The following is a 21,984-nucleotide window of genomic DNA, read 5'->3' as shown; positions in this document are numbered from 1 at the left end:
CCGGGATCATGCATGAAAAAATCATCACTTTTGCCAGCCCGGTTTTTTTCTTGCTGATTGCCATCGAATTTCTGGTGGCACGAAAACGGCAAAAGCACCTGTACCGCATCAATGATGCCATCAGCAGCCTCAGCCTGGGTGTCATGAGCCAGATCACCGGCGTATTTTTGAAACTGTTTTCGGTCGGTGCCTATGCCTGGGTATTCAGTAATTTCGCGCTGCTGCAGTTGGACCCGGGCAGCGTCTGGGTCTGGATAAGCGGTTTGCTGCTGTATGATTTTTTATATTACTGGCTGCACAGGATGGGGCATGAAACCAATCTGCTGTGGGCCGCCCATGTCGTGCATCACCAAAGTGAAGCCTATAACCTGACCACGGCATTGCGGCAAACCAGTACCGGCCCGCTGTTCGGCTGGGTGTTTTATCTACCTCTGGCGATCATCGGTTTTCCAGTGCAGGTATTTGTCGTGATTGCCCTGATTGATTTACTGTATCAGTTCTGGGTGCATACCGAACAGATCAACAAGCTGGGCTGGTTTGACAGGGTCTTTGTGTCGCCATCAAATCACCGTGTTCATCACGCAGTGAATGACATCTATCTGGACAAAAATTACGGTGGCATCCTGATCATCTGGGACCGTCTGTTTGGCAGCTTTATCGAAGAACAGGATAGCGAGCCTGTCGTGTATGGCACACGCAGCCCCTTGCGCAGCTGGAACCCTTTGTGGGCCAATCTGGAGGTGTATAAGGCCGTCCTGCAGGATGCCTGGCACACCCGGCATTGGGCTGATAAATTCCTGATCTGGTTGCGCCCGCCAGGCTGGCGACCTGCCGATTTGCGTGCCCTGCCCCCGGCAAAACCATTTGATCTTGCACGTCCCCTGTTCGATCCACTGGTCAGCAACGCAGCGCTCGGCTATTGTCTGCTGCAATTTATTGCCCTGCTGCAGGCGGCGACCTATTTCTTGCTGGCCTTCAAATCCATGTCAGCCCTGAATGCCAGCGTCTACGCCGCCTGGTTGATATTCAGCTTATGGTGCCTGGGTGGCCTGATTGAAAAAGGCCGGTTTTACCTGATACCGGAAAGCCTGCGATTGATAGCGATTTTTCTCATGAGCATGCTGAGTGCCGACTGGTTTTACTCGTATGCGCTGTCAGTGACCGAGCAGGCGCTGCTCGCGGCTGCCTGCATTATTTCTCTCGGCGCATTGGGCTTCATTTTTTTACCTAAGAATACGCATGGACATCTTTCACATTAACGAAACCCAAACACTGTTGAATCCTGAAGACTATGCACAACTGGTGAAAACCGGTGGCTTTTTGTGGCTGGATGCGACACATGACGAAGTCTGTGCCAATCCCGAAGAATGGCGCAATCTGGTTGAGCAAATCAGCGGCACACAGATTTATGATCTGCATTTGAAGGACGTCAGAAACCAGAGCCATCCATCCTACTTCGATGCAACGCAGGATTACGAAATGGTCGTGTTTCGCAAGCTGACGCTGGCTGAAGAGCCGGCAGAAGTAAAAAATGGCAGCAAACGCAAGATGCCTGCGGCACTCAACAAACTGGCGACGACACCGGTGGCCTTTCTGCTGATGGAAAATGTCCTGGTAACCGTCAGGCCCACCCAAAGCCGCACCGTGGAACTGGCCAGGCAGCGTCTGCTTGACTACAAGTTCAAGGGTGAAAGCGCGACCACCCATGGTGGCCGGCTGCCGTCATCGCCGGAAGAATTAATGCTGCGCCTGTTGAATGCCATGGTCGACCAATACCTGGAACTACGCCACCCACTGACCCAGCAACTGGATCGCTGGCAGCATGCTTTGCTGGACCCGCGCCGCCCTTTCAATAACTGGATGGCCTTGCTGGATTCGCGTGTGGAATTGCGCAAGCTGGACAATCTGTGTGAAGAACAGCACGATGCCATGCAGGAATTGCGCGATCATATCGTCGACAACCATGATGGCAACAGCCGCGCCAAGGATTTGCTACTGGTACGCATCAATGATGTCATGGAACATATCAGCCGCGTTCTGAACCATGCGCGCCGCCTGGAAGCCTCACTGGAATCCGCCGTACAGATTCACTTTGCGGCCATGGCCCACCGTACCAGCGAAATCATGCGCACCCTGACCGTGATCACTGCCTTATTCATGCCCCTGACCCTGATCACCGGCATCTTTGGCATGAACTTTGAAGTCATGCCGCTGCTGAAGCATGCATCCGGCTTCTGGATCACCATGAGTGCCATGGCCGTCATCGTGGTGCTGTTGCTGATTTATTTCCGCAGCCAGCGCTATCTGGAAGACCAGGCCAGCAGGCGGCGTGAATAAGCTTGCCGAAGAACATTGCAGACCGGCGCCCCTGCCTCGTCTTACTGAATACGAAACTACATATAGAAACAAAACAGCATGCAAGAACATACTTTCCTCTGGCACGACTATGAGACATTTGGCGCTGTTGCGCGCCGTGACCGCCCGGCCCAGTTTGCTGCCATACGCACCGATGCAGAGCTGAATGAAATCGGCGAACCTGTCATGATGTATTGTCGGCCTGCGAATGATTTTTTACCCGATCCACAGTCTTGCCTGATTACCCATATCACACCACAGACCTGTCTGGAACGTGGCCTGCCCGAACACGAATTTGCAGCCAGAATAGAGCAAGCGCTCAGCCAGACCGGCACCATAGGCGTGGGTTACAACACCATCCGTTTTGATGATGAAATTACCCGCTTCATGTTCTGGCGTAACCTGATAGATCCGTATGCGCGTGAATGGCAAAACAATTGCGGTCGCTGGGATATCATGGACATGGTGCGTACCTGCTATGCGCTACGTCCGGAAGGCATCCACTGGCCACTGAATGATGAAGGCAAGCCCAGCTTCCGGCTTGAGCTGTTGACTGCCGCCAATGGCATTGCGCATGAATCAGCGCATGATGCCTTGTCAGACGTGCGGGCGACCATCGCCATGGCACGCCTGATACGCGAACGCCAGCCCAAATTATTCGACTTCTGTTTTGCACTGCATAAGAAGGACAGGGCCGCGGCAGAAATCGGCATGCCCTTGCTGGACAAAGCGTTCCTGCATGTGTCAGGCATGTTCCCGACCGACCGTGGCTGCCTGGCGGTGATGTGGCCACTGGCCATGCATCCGAAAAACAAGAATGAAGTCATCGCCTGGGACCTGGCCTATGATCCGTCCGAACTGGCAGGGCTGGATGTCGCCACCATACAGTTGCGCCTGTTCAGCAAGACCGATGTCCTGCCCGAGGGTGTGCAACGATTGCCGGTCAAAAGCATACATATCAACAAGTCACCTACTGTCATCGGCAATCTGAAGACCCTGTCGGCAAACATGGCCGCAAAATGGCAGATCGACATGCCTCTGATGCTGCAGCATGCAGAAAAAGCTGCTGCACTAGGCCCTGCTATCGCTGCTATATGGGAACAGGTGTATGCACGGCCTGAAGCCGCTGAAGCCGACGTCGATGAAGACTTGTACGGTGGTTTCGTAGGCAGTGGTGACCGTCGCCTGCTGAATGAATTGCGGCGCATGAAACCGGCACAACTGGCTAAAGCCAGCACTTCATTTCAAGACCCGCGCCTGACTGAATTACTGTTCCGCTACCGCGCCCGTAATTTTTACGACAGCCTGAGCACGGAAGAACAGCAAGCCTGGGAAGAACATCGCACTACACGCCTGCTGGATGGCGCAGGCAATGCCAGAACGGTGGAAATGTATTTCAACCAGATAGATACTTTGTCAGAAACAGCGGATGAAGCTGCGGAAGAGATTCTGGGTGCTTTATATGATTATGCCGAAATGATAGTGCCATCGCGTTGATTCACATCTGTTCTGTAAAAGTCAAAAAGCCACGAAAGATCTCGTGGCTTTTTGTTTATCCGCAACTACCCTGATATAGCTTGGTTGGCTTATTTGTTTGGCTGCGGTGTGATACGCAGATAAGGACGTGGTGCAGTGTAACCCTTAGGATATTTTTGCTTGATGACGTCTTCATCCTTGATCGACAAAGGAATGATGACATCATCGCCGTCACGCCAGTTGCCCGGTGTGGCGACGCTATAACCGTCTGTCAGTTGCAGTGCATCGATCACGCGCAAGACTTCGTCAAAATTGCGGCCGGTGGTCAAAGGATAGGTAATGATCAGGCGGATTTTTTTATTCGGATCAATGATGAACAGCGAGCGCACAGTGACCGTCTCGGACTGATTCGGGTGGATCATGTCATACAGCGCAGCAACTTTCTTGTCGGCATCAGCAACGATGGGGAAACCGACCACGGTGTTTTGCGTATCCTCGATATCCTTGATCCATTTCACATGGGATTCGGCATTATCCACAGACAAGGCAATCGCTTTGACATTGCGTTTATCGAATTCAGGTTTCAGTTTCGCTGTCAGGCCTAATTCTGTGGTGCAGACTGGTGTGAAATCAGCCGGATGTGAAAACAGGACAACCCAGGAACTGCCTGCCCACTCATGAAATTTCAATGTCCCGATAGAGGATTCTTGCTCGAAATCAGGGGCGATGTCACCTAAACGCAAAGTCATATTTTTCTCCAAAAAGAAACCAGAGTTTGAATATAGCCTCTGTATCATCGCGATTCAAGGATAGTTTTGTTGAATGCTTATACCTATCCCTGAATATGCGCGGCAGTCCGCTTATTTGCCTTCAACGCGTTGCAGTGAAGTAATAAATTTCTCTGCATCCTGGTAACCGATAACACGTTTCCCCTGGACCTCTGCGCCTTGTCCATCAAAGAAAATAATGCCTGGTGGCCCGAACAGATTGAAGCGTTTCAGCAGGGCTTTGTCATCTGCATTATTGGCAGTCACATCCACTTGCAGCAAGAGCATGGTGTCGAGTCTGGCCTTGACTTTGGGATCGGTGAAAGTCAGTTTTTCCATTTCCTTGCAGGACACACACCAGTCAGCATAAAAATCCAGCATGGCGGTTTTGCCTTTGGATTGTGCCAGTGCCGCATCCAGCTCGGCAACATTGCGCACACGCGTGAAAGTTACGCCATGTGTCTGACCGCCGTAGAGGTGAGCAAGCGGGGAAAATACATCACGGCCACCAGTGGTAACACCGATCAATTGCACGGCACCCACCAGGATAAAGATGATCGATACGGCTTTGAGCAGCATACCGCTGCGCTGGAAAAATAATTGATAAACGGCATAGACTATCAGCAAGATGGCCCAACCGAGCATTTGCGTCCAGACCGGGATAACCGGACTGACCATCCATAAAGCCAGGGCTATCATCAGGACACCAATGAAGTGCTTAATGCTTTCCATCCAGACACCTACGCGCGGCAACAAACTTCCAGCAGACAATCCCAATAGCAGCAGCGGGGTACCCATGCCGATTGCCATGACAAACATGGCTGCACCACCTACCAGCACGTCACGTGTCTGGCTTATATAGACCAAAGCGCCGAGCAATGGGGCGGTGACACAAGGGCCAACAATCAATGCTGAGATAATGCCCATTAAAAACACGCCAAACAATTTGCCGACTCTATTATTGCGGGTCTGACCTTCAGAAACTTCTGTCAGCCTGGTCTGTAAAGCTGCTGGCATTTGCAACTGATAGACATCGAACATGGATAAAGCAAAGCCAACCAATATCAGTGAGAATGTTCCCAGTACCCAGGCATTTTGCAGTTGCGCTGCCAGGCTCTCACCAGCCAGGGCAGCAGCAATACCGAATCCGGTGTATAAAACAGTGGTACCAAGCACATAAGCGAACGACAGCAAAAACCCCCGGCTACGTGTAACGCTGGTACCTTCACCAACAATGATAAATGAAAGAATAGGTACCATAGGCAAGACACACGGCGTCAACGACAGACCGAGACCGAGAATAAAGGCGAGTGGCAAAATGACCAGCAACTTCCCACCTTTGAGCGCCTTGCTGATGCCTGAACTTTCATCATCAGAAGACTCTGTTGCCGGCTTATTTGCAACTATTTCGGTACTAGTTGCTGGTGCTGCACTAGCAGATGATGATCCAGCTGCCGTACTGGCGATCTGCAATTTAATCGGCGTTTCCATTGGCGGGTAACACAACCCGGCATCAGCACAACCCTGACGTCCCACTTTAAGCGTGAAGTCCGCAGTCGCCTGCACAGGCACACGGACCACCACGGACTTTCTGTAGGTTTCTACGTCTTTCTGGAAGGTTTCATCAAACTTGACTTTGCCTTTAGGCAGTTGAACCTCACCCAGCTTGGCGTCATCTGAACTGAATTTGAAACGTTCACGATACAGGTAGTAGCCATCTGCGATCGTAAACGTGACTTCGGCGATGCCTGGTTCCACCATTTTGGCAGACACCTTGAAGGCTTCTTCCGGATCGAGGAAATCCTCGGCCATACTGAACGGTGTCAGCAGCAGCGCAAAAACCAATGCACTCAGGCGTAGCAGTTGGGCAAACACGACAAAAGAGGCAGCAGATCGCTGTAGCGGGAATGAGTTCATGGCGTTTCAGTTTCTTTTCTTACCCACCCCAGATAGGCTGGCAGCCCGGCCACCAGGGGGGTGGCAATAATTTCAGGTAATTCGTAAGGGTGCTTGTTCTTTATTAATTCTTCCAGCTGTGCATAACGGGCTTGTGTCGTCTTGATCATTAACTGGACTTCAGTTTCTGCCTGTTGCTGGCCATCCCAGTTGTAGATGGACAATATATCAGAGGAAATGTTCACACAGGCAGCCAATTTCTGCGCGACGATCTGGCTGGCCATGCGCTTTCCGGTTTCGCGGTCAGGCACATTGGTGAATACCAGTATCAGGCTTTGCGCATCCATGTTGGCTCTCCAATTTCATTCTGATAACAGTTGCAGGTCCAGCCTTCTCCTGGAGCGCGTTCACATTCATCCCGTGGACAGGTATTGGTCGGCACAGAGTGCTTTGCATTACACGCAATGCGGAGAATAAGCTGACAGGTAAAAAGTAAAAAGCCGTTCAGTATAAACTGAACGGCTTTTCAAGACCGGGACATTGCTGTCACCGGTGCATTACTTAAGACTAATTACTTGAGACTACTCAGCAACTGGTGCATCAGCTGCATCGACGCCTTCTGGACGGTCCAGCAGTTCAACGTATGCCATAGGAGCATTGTCGCCGACGCGGAAACCCATTTTCAGGATGCGCAGGTAGCCGCCGTTACGATTTGCATAACGTGGGCCCAGTTCAGCAAACAGCTTGACTACCATTTCGCGGTCGCGCAAACGGGAGAAAGCCAGACGCTTGTTAGCCAGTGTGTCTGTTTTACCCAAAGTCAGAATCGGCTCGATAACGCGGCGCAGTTCTTTGGCTTTTGGCAAAGTTGTTTTGATGGCTTCGTGACGCAACAGGGATACTGTCATGTTGCGCAGCATTGCCAGACGGTGGGAAGAAGTACGATTCAGCTTACGTAAGCCGTGACGATGACGCATGGTATTTCCTTTCAGATTTAAATGCCAGCTCTTCTATCGATAAGCAAACTCATCGCGGGCCGGTAATTATTTTTACTACGGTTAAAAAACGAGCAGGCTGTCTCAGCCCACTCGTTGTGACAAAATTACTTTTCCAGGCCAGCTGGTGGCCAGTTTTCCAATTTCATGCCCAAAGACAAACCACGGGAAGCCAGAACTTCCTTGATTTCGTTCAAGGACTTGCGACCCAGATTTGGTGTCTTCAACAGTTCATTTTCGCTACGCTGGATCAGATCACCAATGTAGTAAATGTTTTCTGCTTTCAGGCAGTTGGCTGAACGTACTGTCAGTTCCAGATCATCGACTGGACGCAACAGGACAGGATCAACTGCAGGTGCACGGGATGGGGCTTCAGCAGCAGCTTCAGTACCTTCCAGGGCAGCGAAGACATTCAATTGATCAACCAGCACACGGGCGGATTGACGAATTGCTTCTTCGGGAGAGATAACGCCGTTGGTTTCAATATTGATAACTAGTTTATCCAGATCGGTACGTTGTTCAACGCGGGCAGATTCCACTGCGTAAGAAACACGACGTACTGGAGAGAAAGACGCATCCAATATCATACGACCGATGGTTTTGTTCGCATCTTCAGACAGACGGCGAACGTTACCTGGCACATAGCCACGGCCTTTTTCTACCTTGATCTGCATGTCCAGCTTACCGCCGGCTGTCAGATTGGCGATCACGTGATCCGGGTTGATCAGTTCTACGTCATGCGGCAGATCGATGTCGGAAGCCAATACAGCGCCTTCGCCATCTTTTTTCAATGTCAGTGTAACTTCATCACGGTTATGCAACTTGAAAACGACGCCTTTCAAGTTCAACAGGATGTCAACGACGTCTTCTTGCACGCCATCGAGGGAAGAATATTCGTGAACCACACCAGCGATAACTACTTCAGTCGGTGCATAACCAACCATAGTGGACAACAGCACGCGACGCAGCGCATTGCCCAGTGTATGGCCATAACCACGTTCAAAAGGTTCCATCACGACTTTAGCGTGACCGGCACCCAGCATTTCCACATCAATGATACGTGGCTTCAACAGATTGTTTTGCATGAAATGTCCTTTTCAATACCCTCGGTTCGTTACACCGATAAGGCTGACGGCATTAAAGAAAAAAGCCTGCCTGTCGCTAAACAGGCAGGCGGTGAAACTTGAATATTAACGAGAATACAATTCAACGATCAGGGATTCGTTGACATCGTGAGCGATGTCGCTACGATCTGGCATGGACTTGAAAGTACCTTCCAGTTTCTTCGCATCAACAGCTACCCAGGAAGGCATGCCGGATTGTTCTGCCAGGGACAGTGCTTCAGCGATACGAACTTGTTTCTTGGCTTTTTCACGAACAGCGATGACGTCACCAGATTTAACCTGGTAAGAAGCGATGTTGACAACGATACCGTTGACTGTGAATGCCTTGTGGCTTACCAGCTGACGTGCTTCAGCGCGTGTGGAGCCGAAGCCCATACGGTAAGCAACGTTGTCCAGACGGGATTCCAGCAATTTCAACAGGGTTTCGCCTGTGTTGCCTTTTTGACGGTCAGCTTCAGCGAAGTAACGGCGGAACTGACGTTCCAAAACGCCGTACATACGTTTAACTTTTTGCTTTTCGCGCAATTGATTACCGTAGTCAGAGGTACGAGCACCGGAAGTGCGACCATGTTGACCTGGTTTTGCGTCCAGTTTGCATTTGGAGTCGAGGGAGCGACGTGCGCTCTTCAAGAACAGATCCGTGCCTTCGCGACGGGAAAGTTTTGCTTTTGGTCCGATATAACGTGCCACGATATTTTCCTTGTAAATGACGTAATGTTTTCTACACTACGCTAGTCTGATCTGCCTGCAATCAGACGGTGGTCTTAACAACAAAGACGGTGTCTTTGTAAATTCTAAAATTTTCACAACACAAAACCCGCCAACGAAATGGCGGGTCTGCATTCTAACGGAGATTCCGTCAGAACGCCAGCAGAGAATAAATCCCGCTTAGTATTCCAGCTTAGATACGACGACGCTTTGGAGGGCGGCAGCCGTTATGTGGCACTGGAGTAACGTCTTGAATCAGGGAGATCTTGATCCCCAGATTGTTCAAGGCGCGTACTGAAGATTCGCGACCTGGGCCTGGGCCTTTGATACGAACTTCCAGATTTTTGATACCGCATTCAACAGCCACTTTACCAGCTGCCTCTGCTGCAACCTGCGCTGCAAACGGAGTAGACTTACGTGAGCCTTTAAAACCAGCACCACCGGCAGTTGCCCAAGACAACGCATTGCCTTGACGATCAGTGATCGTGATGATGGTGTTGTTGAAAGAAGCGTGAACGTGAGCAATACCTTCTGCAACGTTCTTTTTAACTTTCTTACGCGCACGTGCTGCTGCAGCGTTATTTTGAGCTTTTGCCATAATGTTTTCCTTGGATCCGGGCTAGCCTGGATTATTTCTTCAAAGATTGCGCTGCTTTACGTGGACCCTTACGAGTACGCGCATTAGTGCGTGTACGTTGGCCACGGCAAGGCAAGCCTTTACGATGACGGAGACCACGGTAGCAACCCAAGTCCATCAAGCGTTTGATGTTCATGGACAGTTCACGACGCAAGTCGCCTTCGACGATAAATTTACCGATTTCGTCGCGAAGCTTCTCGAGTTCGTTGTCATCCAGATCTTTAACCTTTTTATTGGTCAAAACACCTGTTGCGTCACAGATTTTCTGTGCGCGTGGACGGCCAATACCATAGATAGCTGTCAAGCCGATTACGGTATGCTGATGATTTGGGATATTAACCCCTGCGATACGTGCCATTCGTTATTCCTCGTTCAATAACGTTAATTAACCTTGGCGCTGCTTATGGCGTGGTTCTGTGCATATAACACGAACAACACCCTTGCGCTTGATGATTTTGCAGTTGCGGCAGATCCGCTTAACTGATGCGAGAACTTTCATTTTTGCCCTCTTTCCTTCTAGTTCATTTTAAATTTACTTGGTACGGAACACTATTCGCGCCCGGCTCAAATCATAAGGCGTCAATTCCACTGTCACCTTATCACCTGGAAGAATACGAATATAGTTCATTCGCATCTTCCCGGAAATATGGCCAAGTACAACATGCCCGTTTTCCAACTTAACTCGAAATGTTGCATTCGGAAGATTCTCCAGAATCTCGCCCTGCATCTGTATAACGTCGTCTTTTGCCATTCGATCTGCTGTCCCCTGGGCGATTACCGTGAAGGAATCCCGCCCTTGAAATTTGCTTTACGAAGAAGCGAATCATATTGCTGGGACATCACATAGTTCTGTACCTGCGCCATAAAGTCCATGGTAACCACCACGATAATCAGCAGAGACGTTCCGCCGAAATAGAATGGTACTTTCCACTTCGCAACCAAAAATTCTGGCAACAGACAAACCAGCGTAATATAAATCGCACCAGCCAGCGTCAAGCGCATCAAAATCTTGTCGATGTAGCGAGCGGTCTGGTCACCAGGACGAATCCCCGGAACAAACGCACCACTTTTCTTCAAGTTATCAGCGGTTTCCTTGCTATTGAATACCAAAGCGGTATAGAAAAAGCAGAAGAAGATGATCGCTACTGCATACAACAAAGCGTGTATCGGTTCACCAGGCGCCATCGACGCAGCCAAATCTTTCAGGAAGGTAACTACACCACTCGTTGAAGACTCAGCACCCTTGGTAAACCAGCTGGTGATCGTCGCCGGGAACAAGATAATGGAAGAAGCAAAAATGGGAGGAATGACACCAGCCATATTCAACTTCAGCGGCAAATGACTGCTTTGCCCGCCATACACTTTATTACCCACTTGACGCTTGGCGTAATTCACCAGAATCTTGCGTTGACCACGCTCGACATACACCACTGCAAACGTTACTGCCGGAACCAGGACACAGATCACCAGTGCCGAGAAATTACCTATCTGACCGCTACGTACCAATTCAAACAGATTACTCAAACCACCAGGCAAACCTGCCGCGATACCAGAGAAAATGATGATGGAGATACCATTTCCCAGACCGCGTTCAGTGATTTGCTCACCGAGCCACATCAGGAACATCGTACCTGTCACCAGGGACACTACCGTCGTAAAACGGAAAGCGAGACCCGGATCTATCACCAGATTAGCCTGACCTTCCAGACCAAATGCAATAAAGTAGGCTTGCACAGTTGCCAGCAACAAGGTGCCATAACGCGTATATTGCGTAATCTTTCTACGACCGGATTCGCCTTCTTTTTTGAGGGCTTCCAGTTGAGGAGAGACGATCGACATCAACTGCATGATGATCGAAGCCGAAATATACGGGGTGATACCGAGCGCAAAAATTGCAAAGCGCTGCAGCGCACCGCCTGAAAACATATTAAACATACCCAGAATACCGCCCTGGTTTTGTTTAAACATTTCAGCTAGCACATTTGCATCAATGCCAGGTACAGGAACATGTGCACCTATCCTGTAGACAACCAGTGCCGCCAGCAAGAACCAGAGTCGCCCCCAGGGAAACCCACTTGCGGCACTTTTATTTTGTTGTGGAGATGTTGCCAATTAATGCTCCGGTTGTCTGCTTTGAATTAAGCGATTGTGCCACCAGCAGCTTCGATTGCAGCTTTAGCGCCTTTAGTGACGATCAAACCGTTCAAAGAAACTTTTTTGGTAATTGCACCAGACAAAATGACGCGGACTACACGTGCCAGTTCAGAGACTACGCCGGCTTGTTTCAAAGCCAAAACGTCGATGTCTGTCACTGGCAGGTTTTCCAGGTCTGTCAGGCGAACTTCTGCTTTATACGGTGTTGCCAGTGATTTAAAACCACGTTTTGGCAAACGACGTTGCAGAGGCATCTGACCGCCTTCAAAACCGACTTTATGAAAGCCGCCGGAACGGGACTTTTGACCTTTATGGCCACGACCCGCTGTTTTACCTAAGCCTGAGCCGATACCGCGACCAACACGACGTTTGTAGTGTTTTGCGCCATCAGCTGGCTGGATTGTATTCAATTCCATAATTTGCTCCGATCGAAAACCAAACGGCTTACGATACAACCTTCACAAGATACGAGACTTTATTGATCATGCCACGTACTGCTGGTGTGTCTTCCAATTCAGAAACTGAATTGACGCGACGCAGACCCAGGCCACGTACAGTTGCACGGTGATCCTGGCGTGTGCCGATCAAACCTTTAACCAATTGCACTTTTACTGTCTTAGACATGAGGTGCTCCTTAACCGAGAATTTCTTCAACAGTTTTGCCACGCTTTGCAGCGATTTCAGATGGAGTACTCATCTTGGCCAAACCATTCAAAGTTGCACGAACCATGTTGTAAGGGTTAGTGGAACCGTTGGATTTCGCCACGACGTTCACAATACCCATTACTTCAAAAATCGCGCGCATTGGACCACCAGCGATAACGCCAGTACCTTCTTTTGCCGGAGAAATCATGACGGAAGATGCGCCGTGCTTGCCAGTAACGGTGTGTTGCAAAGTACCGTTCTTCAAAGTCACTTTAATCATCTTGCGACGTGCTTCTTCCATCGCTTTTTGTACGGCTACCGGAACTTCTTTCGATTTTCCCTTGCCCATACCGATACGGCCATCGCCGTCACCAACGACTGTCAACGCTGCGAAACCCATGATACGACCACCCTTAACCACTTTGGTTACGCGGTTGATCGCGATCATTTTTTCGCGCATGCCATCATCCGGCTTGTCGGCTGCTGTTTTTGCTTGCATTTTTGCCATGACAAATTTTCCTTAGAACTTCAAGCCAGCTTCACGGGCTGCTTCTGCAAGCGCCTTGACGCGACCGTGGTAACGGAAACCGGAGCGGTCAAACGCAACTTCGGTAACCCCTGCTTTGATTGCCTTCTCCGCAACACGTTTGCCGACCAAGCTCGCTGCAGCAGCATTGCCACCCGCACCAGACTTGCCAGCCAACTCTGCACGTACTTCTGCCTCTACGGTAGAAGCCGATGCCAACACTCTGGCATCTGGGCCAATGATGTTTGCATAGATGTGCAGGTTTGTGCGGTGCACGGCCAGGCGGTTCACTTTGAGTTCTGCGATCTTGGCACGGGTTTGACGTGCGCGGCGCAGACGTGATTGTTTCTTGTCCATCGTCAACCCCTATTACTTCTTCTTGGTTTCTTTAATCACAACCACTTCGTCCGCATAGCGAACGCCTTTGCCTTTATAAGGCTCTGGACTGCGGTATGCACGAACTTCAGCAGCAACCTGACCAACTTTTTGCTTATCAATCCCTTTAATCAGGATTTCAGTTGGTGTTGGTGTTGCACATGTAACGCCAGCTGGCATTGCGTGAACAACAGGGTGCGAGAAACCAAGAGACAAATTCAATTTGTCGCCTTGAGCTTGCGCTTTATAACCAACGCCGACCAAGCTCAGTTTCTTTTCGAAACCTTTGGTGACGCCGTTAACCATATTATTGACCAGGGCACGCAAGGTACCGCTCATCGCATTGGCTTCACGACCATCATTAGCTGGGGAAAAACTTAAAGTACCTTTGTCGTTCGCAACTGTCACCAAGCCATTCAATGCTTGGGTCAGCACGCCCTGTGGGCCTTTAATTGTAATCTGCTCTGTCGAAATGGTGACTTCAGCACCTGCCGGCAAAGCGATTGGCATCTTACCTACTCGAGACATCTTTCACTCCTTAGGCGACGTAGCAAATCACTTCGCCACCGACACCGGTTGCGCGCGCTTTGCGGTCAGTCATAACGCCTTTTGGTGTGGAAACGATCGCCACTCCCAAACCGTTCATGACACTTGGGATCTCGTCTTTACCTTTGTAAATACGGAGACCTGGACGTGATACACGTTCCAAGCGTTCAATAACAGGACGTCCTGCGTAATATTTCAAGCCGATTTTCAATTCGGACTTACCTGCAGTTTCAGAAACTGCGAAATCTTCAATGTAACCTTCGTCTTTAAGTACGTTCGCAATTGCGATCTTTACTTTGGAAGACGGCATCGCGACGACAGTTTTTTGAACAACTTGTGCGTTACGGATGCGGGTCAGCATATCGGCGATAGGATCGCTCATACTCATTGCTTATTCTCCTATTACCAGCTGGCTTTAGTCATACCCGGGATTTCACCACGCATGGCGACTTCACGGAGTTTAATACGGCCCAAACCAAACTTACGGAATGTGCCACGTGGGCGACCTGTCAAAGCGCAGCGGTTACGCTGACGAGTCGGATTGGAATTACGTGGCAAAGCCTGCAACTTCAGACGAGCAGCGTACTGCTCTTCTTCTGTCTTTGATTGGTCATCAATGATGGCCTTCAATTCGGCGCGCTTGCCAGCGAATTTCTTCACCAGGTCTGCACGCTTTTGCTCACGATTAATCAGTGCCAATTTTGCCATGGCGACCTCAGTTTCTGAACGGAAATTTAAATGCGGCGAGGAGCGATTTCGCTTCGTCGTCGGTCTTTGCTGTCGTAGTGATACTGATATTCATACCACGCAACGCGTCGATCTTGTCGTATTCGATTTCAGGGAAAATGATCTGTTCCTTGACACCGATATTGTAGTTACCACGACCATCAAACGCACGACCAGAAACACCACGGAAGTCACGTACACGTGGCAGCGCCACAGTGATGAAACGATCCAGGAATTCATACATCTGAGCGCCACGCAAAGTTACCATACAACCAATTGGATAACCTTCACGGATTTTAAAACCAGCGATCGCTTTGCGAGCTTTGGTCACTACTGGTTTTTGACCAGCGATCTTGGTGAGATCACCAACCGCATGCTCGATAATCTTTTTGTCAGCAATTGCTTCAGACAAACCCATATTCAGGGTGATTTTCAAGATACGTGGGACTTCCATGATTGACTTGTAAGCGTACTTTTGAGTCAATTCACCAACGATTTTATCTTTATATATAGCTTGTAGACGGGCCATGATGTTATGCCTTCACAACTTCGCCAGTCGACTTGTAGATACGGACTTTCTTGCCATCCACTACCTTGAAGCCTACACGGTCTGCTTTGCCAGACGCTGCATTAAACAATGCAACATTCGACACATGAATCGGCATCACTTTATCCACGATGCCACCAACTGCGCCAGTCATTGGGTTTGGTTTAACTGCCTTCTTGGCCACATTAACACCAGCAACAACAACGTAATCGCTATCGATGCATGTTTGCACCTGACCGCGCTTACCTTTGTCTTTACCCGTCAAGACGATGACTTCGTCGTTTTTACGAATTTTGTTCATCACAACCCCTTACAGCACTTCAGGAGCCAGGGACACGATTTTCATAAAGCGCTCAGTACGCAGTTCGCGTGTTACTGGGCCGAAAATACGAGTACCGATAGGCTCAAGTTTTGCATTCAACAATACCGCAGCATTGCCATCAAATTTGACCAACGAGCCATCTTGACGACGAACACCCTTAGCTGTCCTCACGACAACGGCGTTGTAAATTTCACCTTTTTTTACACGACCGCGCGGAGCAGCAGACTTAACAGTGACTTTGATTACGTCACCAATACCCGCATAACGACGCTTGGAACCGCCCAACACTTTAATGCACAAAACTTCGCGCGCACCAGTATTGTCAGCCACTTCCAGCCGGCTTTCTGTTTGAATCATAATGTTCTCTTTCCCAACTTAATCCACACAACTTGCACTATGCAAATTTGTAGTCAGTCTTGGTCCTGCCAGCTAACCCCTACATAACCTACAATGCACGAGCCAACTGATTAGGTGGACGATTTTTTAACCACTTTCACAACAGGAGGGCGTTGCGAAAGACATTTAGGCTGCCACTCGCTTACTTTGCAAATGACAGCCCATTATTATTACACCAAAAAACGATTTGTGCAATAAATTTATACTACTTGTGCGACTTGAACCACACGTGTCACTGTCCAAGCTTTAGTCTTGGAGATAGGACGACCTTCTTGAATTTCAACGGTGTCGCCAGCCTTTGCCTGGTTTGCTTCATCGTGCGCGTGGTACTTTGCACTACGGACGATGATCTTGCCATACAAAGGATGCTTGACGTGACGTTCAACGACCACTGTTACGGTCTTGTTCATCTTGTCCGAGACAACCTTGCCAATCAATGTGCGCTTCAGTGCGACTTTAACTTGATCGTTCATTATTTGGCATCCTTCTGGTTCATGACGGTTTTTACACGTGCGATGTCACGACGAACTTTTTTCAACTGCGAAGTGTTAGTCAGCTGTTGCGTAGCAATTTGCATACGCAGGCTGAATTGTGCCTTCAGCAATTCATTCAGTTCTTTGGTCAAAGCCGCCTGATCCTTACCTTGGAGTTCAGATACTTTCATTTACAACTCCTATTATTGGCCGACTTGACGGACGACGAACGTAGTCAACAGCGGCAATTTAGCTGCAGCCAAGCGGAACGCTTCGCGTGCCAGCGTCTCATCGACACCATCCATTTCGTACAACATTTTGCCTGGTTGAATCTCGGCAACGTAGTACTCAGGATTACCTTTACCATTACCCATACGGACTTCCGCTGGCTTCTGGGAAATTGGCTTGTCCGGGAAAATGCGGATCCAGATACGACCACCGCGTTTAATGTGACGTGTCATTGCACGACGCGCAGCTTCAATCTGACGCGCTGTGATACGACCACGGCCAACCGCTTTCAAGCCAAACTCACCGAAGGAAACTGCTGTACCACGAGTATGCGAGATACCCTTGTTACGGCCTTTCTGTTCCTTGCGATATTTTCTGCGTGCTGGTTGCAGCATGATTATTCTCCTGCTTTCTCAGCCGGGGCTGCAGCGTCAGCTTTTGCGCGTACGCGCTTGGCTGCCGGGGCTGCTGCGCCGGTCGTCGGTGTTTGTCCTTCAGGACGCTTGGCGCGTGGACGGCTATTTGGCTTGCCATCATCACGACGTGGACCACGACGTTTTTTGTCGTCTTCCGGTGTCGATTCGATAACAGGCGCATCGCCATTTGCCAAACGATCGCCTTTGTAGACCCATACTTTTACGCCAATGATGCCGTAAGTTGTGGATGCTTCGCCAAAGCCGTAGTCGATGTCAGCACGCAGAGTATGCAGAGGCACACGGCCTTCGCGATACCATTCTTTACGTGCGATTTCGATACCGTTCAAACGACCACCAGACATGATTTTGATACCTTGCGCACCCAGGCGCATTGCATTCTGCATCGCACGTTTCATGGCGCGGCGGAACATGATGCGTTTTTCCAGCTGTTGAGCGATAGAATCAGCGATCAATTGCGCATCGATTTCTGGCTTGCGGATTTCTTCGATGTTGACGTGCACTGGCACGCCCATCAATTTCGACAACTCAGCTTTCAATACTTCAATGTCTTCGCCTTTTTTACCGATTACAACGCCTGGACGGGAGCTATAAATAGTAATGCGTGCGTTTTTGGCAGGGCGCTCGATAACGATGCGGCCTACAGACGCGTTTTTCAGTTTCTTCTTCAGGTATTCACGTACCTTCAGATCTTCGATCAGCATGCCGGCAAAGTTACCATTGCCAGCATACCAGCGAGAAGACCAGTTACGTGTTACTGCCAAGCGAAAACCGGTTGGATGTATCTTCTGTCCCATCGTGACTCCTTAGTTACCGACAGTCACATAAATGTGACAGGATTGTTTAGAGATACGATCACCACGACCTTTTGCGCGTGCTGTAAAACGCTTCAAAATCGCACCTTTTTCGACATAGATAGTCTTTACTTTCAGCTCATCGATATCCGCGCCATCATTGTGTTCGGCGTTTGCAATTGCAGACTCCAACACTTTCTTGATGATCGCAGCACCTTTTTTAGGGCTGAATGCCAGGATATTCAATGCCTGATCTACTTTTTTACCGCGAATCAGGTCAGCCACCAGGCGACCTTTTTGCTCAGACAGACGCACACCGCGCAAATTTGCTTTAGTTTCCATCATCGGTCCTTATCTCTTAGCCTTTTTATCGGCAGCGTGACCCTTGAACGTACGGGTCAGCGCGAATTCGCCGAGCTTGTGACCAACCATGTTTTCGGAAACATAAACTGGTACGTGTTGCTTACCGTTATGAACCGCAATGGTCAAACCGATGAAGTCCGGCATAATTGTCGAACGACGGGACCAAGTCTTGATTGGCTTTTTGTCTTTAGTCGCTTGCGCGGTTTCGACTTTCTTCACCAGGTGGGCGTCGCAAAACGGCCCTTTTTTCAATGAACGTGTCATGTTTTATCCCTTATTTCTTGCCACGGCGTGAGACGATCATCGAAGTAGTGCGCTTGTTGCGACGTGTCTTCTTACCCTTGGTTTGCTGACCCCATGGTGATACTGGGTGACGGCCGGCTGCAGTTTTACCTTCACCACCACCGTGCGGGTGATCGACCGGGTTCATGACCACACCGCGAACGGTAGGACGAACACCACGCCAACGCATTGCACCAGCTTTACCGATTTTGCGCAGGTTATGCTCGCCGTTGCCTACTTCACCGACTGTCGCACGGCATTCGATATGAATGCGGCGAACTTCACCGGAGCGCAGACGAACCTGAGCATAAGTACCTTCGCGTGCCATCAGCACAACGCCAGCACCAGCTGTACGTGCAATCTGAGCACCTTTACCTGGCAGCATTTCTACGCAGTGCATAGTTGTACCGACCGGGATGTTACGGATAGGCAAACAGTTACCAGATTTGATCGGCGCTTGCGAACCGTTCATCACCTGATCACCGGCGACCATACCTTTAGGCGCAATGATGTATGCACGCTCACCATCCGCGTAGCACAACAAAGCAATGTGTGCTGTACGGTTAGGATCGTATTCAATACGTTCTACTTTTGCAGGGATACCATCTTTGTTGCGTTTGAAGTCAACCAGACGATAATGCTGCTTGTGGCCACCACCGATATGACGGGTAGTGATGTGACCGTTATTATTACGGCCAGCAGTCTTGGATTTCTTTTCCAACAAAGCAGCGAACGGACGACCTTTGTACAGGCCTTCTGTCACTACTTTCACCATACCACGACGACCTGGTGAGGTTGGCTTCATCTTAACGAGTGCCATGCTTATGCCCCCTCAGTAAAGTTAATTTCCTGACCTGGCTTCAAGCATACAAAAGCGCGTTTTGTATGATTGCGGCGGCCATTAAATTTACCGGTACGTTTTTGTTTACCTTGACGATTTGCCACTTGTACGGATTCAACTTGTACTTTAAACAGCAATTCGACGGCAGCTTTGATTTCTGGCTTGGTTGCATCTGGCATAACCAGGAAAACCACTTGCTCATTCTTTTCAGCAACCATGGTTGCTTTTTCAGAAATCACAGGAGCCAGCAACACCTTCATCAGGCGTTCTTCGCTATGTTTGACTGGTGCGCTCATGCCAGCATCTCCTCAATCTTTGCCAGTGCTGGCTTGGTGATCAACACTTTCTTGTAGAACACCAAAGAAACTGGATCTGCATAACGTGGCTCAACAACCAAAACATTTGCCAGGTTACGCGCTGCCAACATCAGGTTTTCATTGAATTCGTCAGTAATGATCAGGACGGAATCCAGGCAACCCATTGCCTTCAGCTTTTCGGACAACAGTTTTGTCTTAGGTGCATCAACAGCGACATTGTCGACCACATTCAAACGACCTTCACGAGCCAACTGAGACAGGATCGAGCAGATACCTGCGCGATACATCTTCTTGTTAACTTTGTGAGAGAAATTCTCATCAGGCGAATTCGGGAATATACGACCACCGCCACGCCACAATGGAGAAGAAGACATACCAGCACGTGCACGACCAGTACCTTTTTGACGCCAAGGCTTCTTGGTTGTGTGATGGACTTCTTCACGATCTTTTTGTTTGCGATTACCGCTACGAGCATTGGCTTGGAATGCAACGACGACTTGATGAATCAAGGCTTCATTGTAATCACGACCAAAGATAGTATCAGGAGCGGCTACGTTCGACGCTGCTTGACCTTGTTCGTTTAGGAGCTTCAGTTCCATGGATTAGGCTCCCTTCTTTGCTTTAACTTTAACAGCAGGAGATACAACCACCTGACCATTTTTTGCACCCGGCACAGCACCCTTCACCAGCAACAACTGACGCTCAGCATCAACGCGAGCGATTTCCAGATTTTGCACAGTGCGAGTAACGTCACCCAGATGACCAGTCATGCGCTTACCAGGGAATACACGACCTGGATCCTGCGCCATACCGATAGAACCAGGTACATTATGCGAACGGGAGTTACCGTGAGAAGCGCGACCGGAAGCGAAATGGTGACGCTTGATGGTACCGGCATAGCCTTTACCAATAGAAACGCCTTGTACATCCACTTTTTGACCAGCTTCGAACATGCCAACAGGCACGACATCGCCTGCTTTCATTTCAGCAGCTTTAGCAGCATCAATACGGAATTCTTTTAATACAGTACCAGCTTCAACACCTGCTTTTGCGAGGTGACCGGCAGCCGCTTTTGTTACGCGGGATGCACGGCGCTGACCGAAAGTTACCTGAACAGCGGAGTAACCGTCTGTTTCAGGAGTTTTGACTTGCGTCACGCGGTTGTTGGACACATCCAAAACAGTAACCGGAATTGAATCCCCGTCATCTGTAAAGATGCGCATCATACCAACCTTGCGACCAACTAGGCCCAAGCTCATTGTTTTCTCCATTCTCACCTACGATTGGGTGAGGCTGATGTTTAAAAAACTTAAACGAATAGGCCAGCAATAGCTGACCTACATCTAAGCCTTCGATTATAGCCTGCGAATTTTTTATTTACAAGACTATTTATTTGAATTTTCGAAAAATTGTGGTATGTCGAATTTTCAGTATTTATCTGGAAATACAAATTTGCATTCGCATTTCCCGATCAATTGGGATTATTGCAATTTGATTTCTACGTCAACGCCAGCTGGCAGATCGAGCTTCATCAATGCATCAACTGTTTTGTCAGTTGGGTCGACGATGTCCATTAAACGCTGGTGCGTACGGATTTCGAACTGATCACGGGAAGTTTTGTTCACGTGTGGGGAACGCAGTACGTCGAAACGCTGGATACGTGTAGGCAGAGGGACCGGGCCTTTAACAACAGCGCCTGTGCGCTTGGCTGTTTCAACGATTTCCAGAGCGGACTGATCGATCAGTTTGTAATCGAAAGCCTTCAGACGGATACGGATTTTTTGATTTTGTGTGGACATGTTCATTCCTGTAAAGAGCGAGCCACTGACGGCAGAACCGGTGGCATATTGAATAAAGAGCGAAAACTACACTGGCTGCCGCATTAAATTTAATACGACAGCCAGCTAGTATACTACAAATTACGACAGATATTACTCGATGATTTTAGCAACAACGCCAGCACCGACAGTACGACCGCCTTCACGGATAGCGAAGCGCAAGCCTTCTTCCATCGCGATCGGGTTGATCAGTTTGACTGTGATAGAGACGTTATCACC

35 protein-coding genes and 1 pseudogene are annotated in these 21,984 nt (G+C 49.4%); 3 read left to right on the top strand and 33 right to left on the bottom strand.

The features are described from left to right. Positions 1–8: 8 nt before the first annotated feature. From ACO0LM_RS18700 to sbcB, 3 genes are all read left to right on the top strand, one after another. A complete protein-coding gene (locus ACO0LM_RS18700; RefSeq protein WP_423038802.1) occupies positions 9–1,259 on the top strand; it encodes a sterol desaturase family protein in 1,251 nt (416 codons plus the stop codon). Then, complete coding sequence (locus ACO0LM_RS18695) at positions 1,240–2,337, top strand: magnesium transporter CorA family protein (protein ID WP_423038800.1); 1,098 nt, start codon at positions 1,240–1,242, stop codon at positions 2,335–2,337. Before ACO0LM_RS18700 ends, ACO0LM_RS18695 begins: the two co-directional genes overlap by 20 nt. A 78-nt stretch (positions 2,338–2,415) precedes the next feature. Then, positions 2,416–3,852 carry an exodeoxyribonuclease I gene (sbcB, locus tag ACO0LM_RS18690; RefSeq protein WP_423038798.1) on the top strand — a complete coding sequence of 479 codons (1,437 nt, stop codon included), beginning with the start codon at positions 2,416–2,418 and terminating at the stop codon, positions 3,850–3,852. Positions 3,853–3,941: 89 nt separating this feature from the next. Here sbcB and ACO0LM_RS18685 read toward each other — a convergent pair whose 3' ends face one another. The 33 genes and pseudogenes from ACO0LM_RS18685 to tuf all read right to left on the bottom strand — a co-directional run. Continuing rightward, complete coding sequence (locus ACO0LM_RS18685) at positions 3,942–4,580, bottom strand: peroxiredoxin (protein WP_423038796.1); 639 nt, start codon at positions 4,578–4,580, stop codon at positions 3,942–3,944. A 111-nt stretch (positions 4,581–4,691) separates the two neighbouring features. Continuing rightward, a complete protein-coding gene (dsbD, locus tag ACO0LM_RS18680; protein ID WP_423038794.1) occupies positions 4,692–6,515 on the bottom strand; it encodes a protein-disulfide reductase DsbD in 1,824 nt (607 codons plus the stop codon). Then, on the bottom strand, positions 6,512–6,841 hold the full coding sequence (gene cutA, locus ACO0LM_RS18675; protein ID WP_423038792.1) for a divalent-cation tolerance protein CutA: 330 nt from the start codon (positions 6,839–6,841) through the stop codon (positions 6,512–6,514). Before cutA ends, dsbD begins: the two co-directional genes overlap by 4 nt. A gap of 234 nt (positions 6,842–7,075) precedes the next feature. Continuing rightward, positions 7,076–7,471, bottom strand: coding sequence for a 50S ribosomal protein L17 (gene rplQ, locus ACO0LM_RS18670; RefSeq protein ID WP_110255935.1), 396 nt, complete (start codon positions 7,469–7,471; stop codon positions 7,076–7,078). 125 nt (positions 7,472–7,596) lie between these two features. Next, entirely contained in the window at positions 7,597–8,574 is a 978-nt protein-coding gene (locus ACO0LM_RS18665) for a DNA-directed RNA polymerase subunit alpha (RefSeq protein WP_110255934.1), read from the bottom strand. Positions 8,575–8,679: 105 nt separating this feature from the next. Next, the gene (rpsD, locus tag ACO0LM_RS18660) at positions 8,680–9,303 is read right to left on the bottom strand and encodes a 30S ribosomal protein S4 (RefSeq protein WP_422989145.1); all 624 of its coding nucleotides are present in this window, start codon (positions 9,301–9,303) and stop codon (positions 8,680–8,682) included. A gap of 211 nt (positions 9,304–9,514) precedes the next feature. Beyond that, on the bottom strand, positions 9,515–9,919 hold the full coding sequence (gene rpsK, locus ACO0LM_RS18655; protein ID WP_110255932.1) for a 30S ribosomal protein S11: 405 nt from the start codon (positions 9,917–9,919) through the stop codon (positions 9,515–9,517). A 31-nt stretch (positions 9,920–9,950) separates the two neighbouring features. Next, the gene (gene rpsM / locus ACO0LM_RS18650) at positions 9,951–10,316 is read right to left on the bottom strand and encodes a 30S ribosomal protein S13 (RefSeq protein WP_186950499.1); all 366 of its coding nucleotides are present in this window, start codon (positions 10,314–10,316) and stop codon (positions 9,951–9,953) included. Between the two features lie 27 nt (positions 10,317–10,343). Continuing rightward, positions 10,344–10,457 carry a 50S ribosomal protein L36 gene (gene rpmJ, locus ACO0LM_RS18645; protein ID WP_014004415.1) on the bottom strand — a complete coding sequence of 38 codons (114 nt, stop codon included), beginning with the start codon at positions 10,455–10,457 and terminating at the stop codon, positions 10,344–10,346. A 33-nt stretch (positions 10,458–10,490) separates the two neighbouring features. Next, positions 10,491–10,709, bottom strand: coding sequence for a translation initiation factor IF-1 (gene infA / locus ACO0LM_RS18640; protein WP_005663428.1), 219 nt, complete (start codon positions 10,707–10,709; stop codon positions 10,491–10,493). A 23-nt stretch (positions 10,710–10,732) separates the two neighbouring features. Beyond that, the gene (secY, locus tag ACO0LM_RS18635; RefSeq protein ID WP_422989143.1) at positions 10,733–12,070 is read right to left on the bottom strand and encodes a preprotein translocase subunit SecY; all 1,338 of its coding nucleotides are present in this window, start codon (positions 12,068–12,070) and stop codon (positions 10,733–10,735) included. 26 nt (positions 12,071–12,096) lie between these two features. Next, positions 12,097–12,528 carry a 50S ribosomal protein L15 gene (rplO, locus tag ACO0LM_RS18630; RefSeq protein WP_186950503.1) on the bottom strand — a complete coding sequence of 144 codons (432 nt, stop codon included), beginning with the start codon at positions 12,526–12,528 and terminating at the stop codon, positions 12,097–12,099. Between the two features lie 28 nt (positions 12,529–12,556). Continuing rightward, complete coding sequence (rpmD, locus tag ACO0LM_RS18625; protein WP_162039560.1) at positions 12,557–12,736, bottom strand: 50S ribosomal protein L30; 180 nt, start codon at positions 12,734–12,736, stop codon at positions 12,557–12,559. Positions 12,737–12,746: 10 nt separating this feature from the next. After that, positions 12,747–13,265, bottom strand: coding sequence for a 30S ribosomal protein S5 (gene rpsE, locus ACO0LM_RS18620; RefSeq protein ID WP_110255927.1), 519 nt, complete (start codon positions 13,263–13,265; stop codon positions 12,747–12,749). A gap of 12 nt (positions 13,266–13,277) precedes the next feature. Beyond that, a complete protein-coding gene (gene rplR / locus ACO0LM_RS18615; RefSeq protein WP_422989141.1) occupies positions 13,278–13,640 on the bottom strand; it encodes a 50S ribosomal protein L18 in 363 nt (120 codons plus the stop codon). 12 nt (positions 13,641–13,652) lie between these two features. Then, positions 13,653–14,186, bottom strand: coding sequence for a 50S ribosomal protein L6 (gene rplF, locus ACO0LM_RS18610; protein WP_423038790.1), 534 nt, complete (start codon positions 14,184–14,186; stop codon positions 13,653–13,655). A gap of 10 nt (positions 14,187–14,196) precedes the next feature. After that, entirely contained in the window at positions 14,197–14,592 is a 396-nt protein-coding gene (gene rpsH, locus ACO0LM_RS18605) for a 30S ribosomal protein S8 (RefSeq protein ID WP_162039557.1), read from the bottom strand. A 14-nt stretch (positions 14,593–14,606) separates the two neighbouring features. Continuing rightward, positions 14,607–14,912 carry a 30S ribosomal protein S14 gene (gene rpsN / locus ACO0LM_RS18600; RefSeq protein WP_110255923.1) on the bottom strand — a complete coding sequence of 102 codons (306 nt, stop codon included), beginning with the start codon at positions 14,910–14,912 and terminating at the stop codon, positions 14,607–14,609. 7 nt (positions 14,913–14,919) lie between these two features. Beyond that, positions 14,920–15,459, bottom strand: a complete 540-nt coding sequence (rplE, locus tag ACO0LM_RS18595) for a 50S ribosomal protein L5 (RefSeq protein WP_422989138.1) — start codon at positions 15,457–15,459, stop codon at positions 14,920–14,922. 4 nt (positions 15,460–15,463) lie between these two features. After that, positions 15,464–15,778, bottom strand: a complete 315-nt coding sequence (gene rplX, locus ACO0LM_RS18590) for a 50S ribosomal protein L24 (RefSeq protein ID WP_186950507.1) — start codon at positions 15,776–15,778, stop codon at positions 15,464–15,466. Positions 15,779–15,787: 9 nt separating this feature from the next. Beyond that, a complete protein-coding gene (rplN, locus tag ACO0LM_RS18585) occupies positions 15,788–16,156 on the bottom strand; it encodes a 50S ribosomal protein L14 (protein WP_006464924.1) in 369 nt (122 codons plus the stop codon). Between the two features lie 239 nt (positions 16,157–16,395). Further along, positions 16,396–16,668: a 30S ribosomal protein S17 gene (rpsQ, locus tag ACO0LM_RS18580; protein ID WP_422989136.1), complete on the bottom strand. Its 273-nt coding sequence runs from the start codon at positions 16,666–16,668 to the stop codon at positions 16,396–16,398. After that, positions 16,668–16,859 (bottom strand): 50S ribosomal protein L29, encoded by a 192-nt coding sequence (gene rpmC / locus ACO0LM_RS18575; protein WP_110255919.1) that lies wholly within the window; start codon positions 16,857–16,859, stop codon positions 16,668–16,670. Before rpmC ends, rpsQ begins: the two co-directional genes overlap by 1 nt. Before the next feature lie 12 nt (positions 16,860–16,871). Next, entirely contained in the window at positions 16,872–17,291 is a 420-nt protein-coding gene (gene rplP / locus ACO0LM_RS18570) for a 50S ribosomal protein L16 (protein WP_110255918.1), read from the bottom strand. A gap of 2 nt (positions 17,292–17,293) precedes the next feature. Beyond that, positions 17,294–18,127, bottom strand: coding sequence for a 30S ribosomal protein S3 (rpsC, locus tag ACO0LM_RS18565; RefSeq protein WP_423038788.1), 834 nt, complete (start codon positions 18,125–18,127; stop codon positions 17,294–17,296). 9 nt (positions 18,128–18,136) lie between these two features. After that, a complete protein-coding gene (gene rplV / locus ACO0LM_RS18560; RefSeq protein WP_174244915.1) occupies positions 18,137–18,469 on the bottom strand; it encodes a 50S ribosomal protein L22 in 333 nt (110 codons plus the stop codon). A 6-nt stretch (positions 18,470–18,475) separates the two neighbouring features. Beyond that, entirely contained in the window at positions 18,476–18,751 is a 276-nt protein-coding gene (gene rpsS, locus ACO0LM_RS18555) for a 30S ribosomal protein S19 (RefSeq protein ID WP_110255916.1), read from the bottom strand. Between the two features lie 10 nt (positions 18,752–18,761). After that, the gene (rplB, locus tag ACO0LM_RS18550) at positions 18,762–19,589 is read right to left on the bottom strand and encodes a 50S ribosomal protein L2 (protein ID WP_422989133.1); all 828 of its coding nucleotides are present in this window, start codon (positions 19,587–19,589) and stop codon (positions 18,762–18,764) included. Positions 19,590–19,591: 2 nt separating this feature from the next. Continuing rightward, a complete protein-coding gene (gene rplW / locus ACO0LM_RS18545; RefSeq protein WP_422989131.1) occupies positions 19,592–19,906 on the bottom strand; it encodes a 50S ribosomal protein L23 in 315 nt (104 codons plus the stop codon). Next, positions 19,903–20,526 (bottom strand): 50S ribosomal protein L4, encoded by a 624-nt coding sequence (gene rplD / locus ACO0LM_RS18540; RefSeq protein WP_186950515.1) that lies wholly within the window; start codon positions 20,524–20,526, stop codon positions 19,903–19,905. Before rplD ends, rplW begins: the two co-directional genes overlap by 4 nt. Before the next feature lie 3 nt (positions 20,527–20,529). Continuing rightward, positions 20,530–21,186 (bottom strand): 50S ribosomal protein L3, encoded by a 657-nt coding sequence (gene rplC, locus ACO0LM_RS18535; RefSeq protein ID WP_422989130.1) that lies wholly within the window; start codon positions 21,184–21,186, stop codon positions 20,530–20,532. A 222-nt stretch (positions 21,187–21,408) separates the two neighbouring features. Then, positions 21,409–21,726: a 30S ribosomal protein S10 gene (rpsJ, locus tag ACO0LM_RS18530; protein ID WP_110255911.1), complete on the bottom strand. Its 318-nt coding sequence runs from the start codon at positions 21,724–21,726 to the stop codon at positions 21,409–21,411. A gap of 132 nt (positions 21,727–21,858) precedes the next feature. Then, positions 21,859–21,984: pseudogene (gene tuf / locus ACO0LM_RS18525) on the bottom strand (elongation factor Tu); the annotation flags it as partial.

The organism is Undibacterium sp. Di26W, assembly GCF_049340265.1.
In the GTDB taxonomy this organism is placed as follows: Bacteria; Pseudomonadota; Gammaproteobacteria; order Burkholderiales; family Burkholderiaceae_D; genus Undibacterium.
Note: the sequence above shows the minus strand (reverse complement) of the source record. Positions and strands in the feature narration are given on the sequence as shown.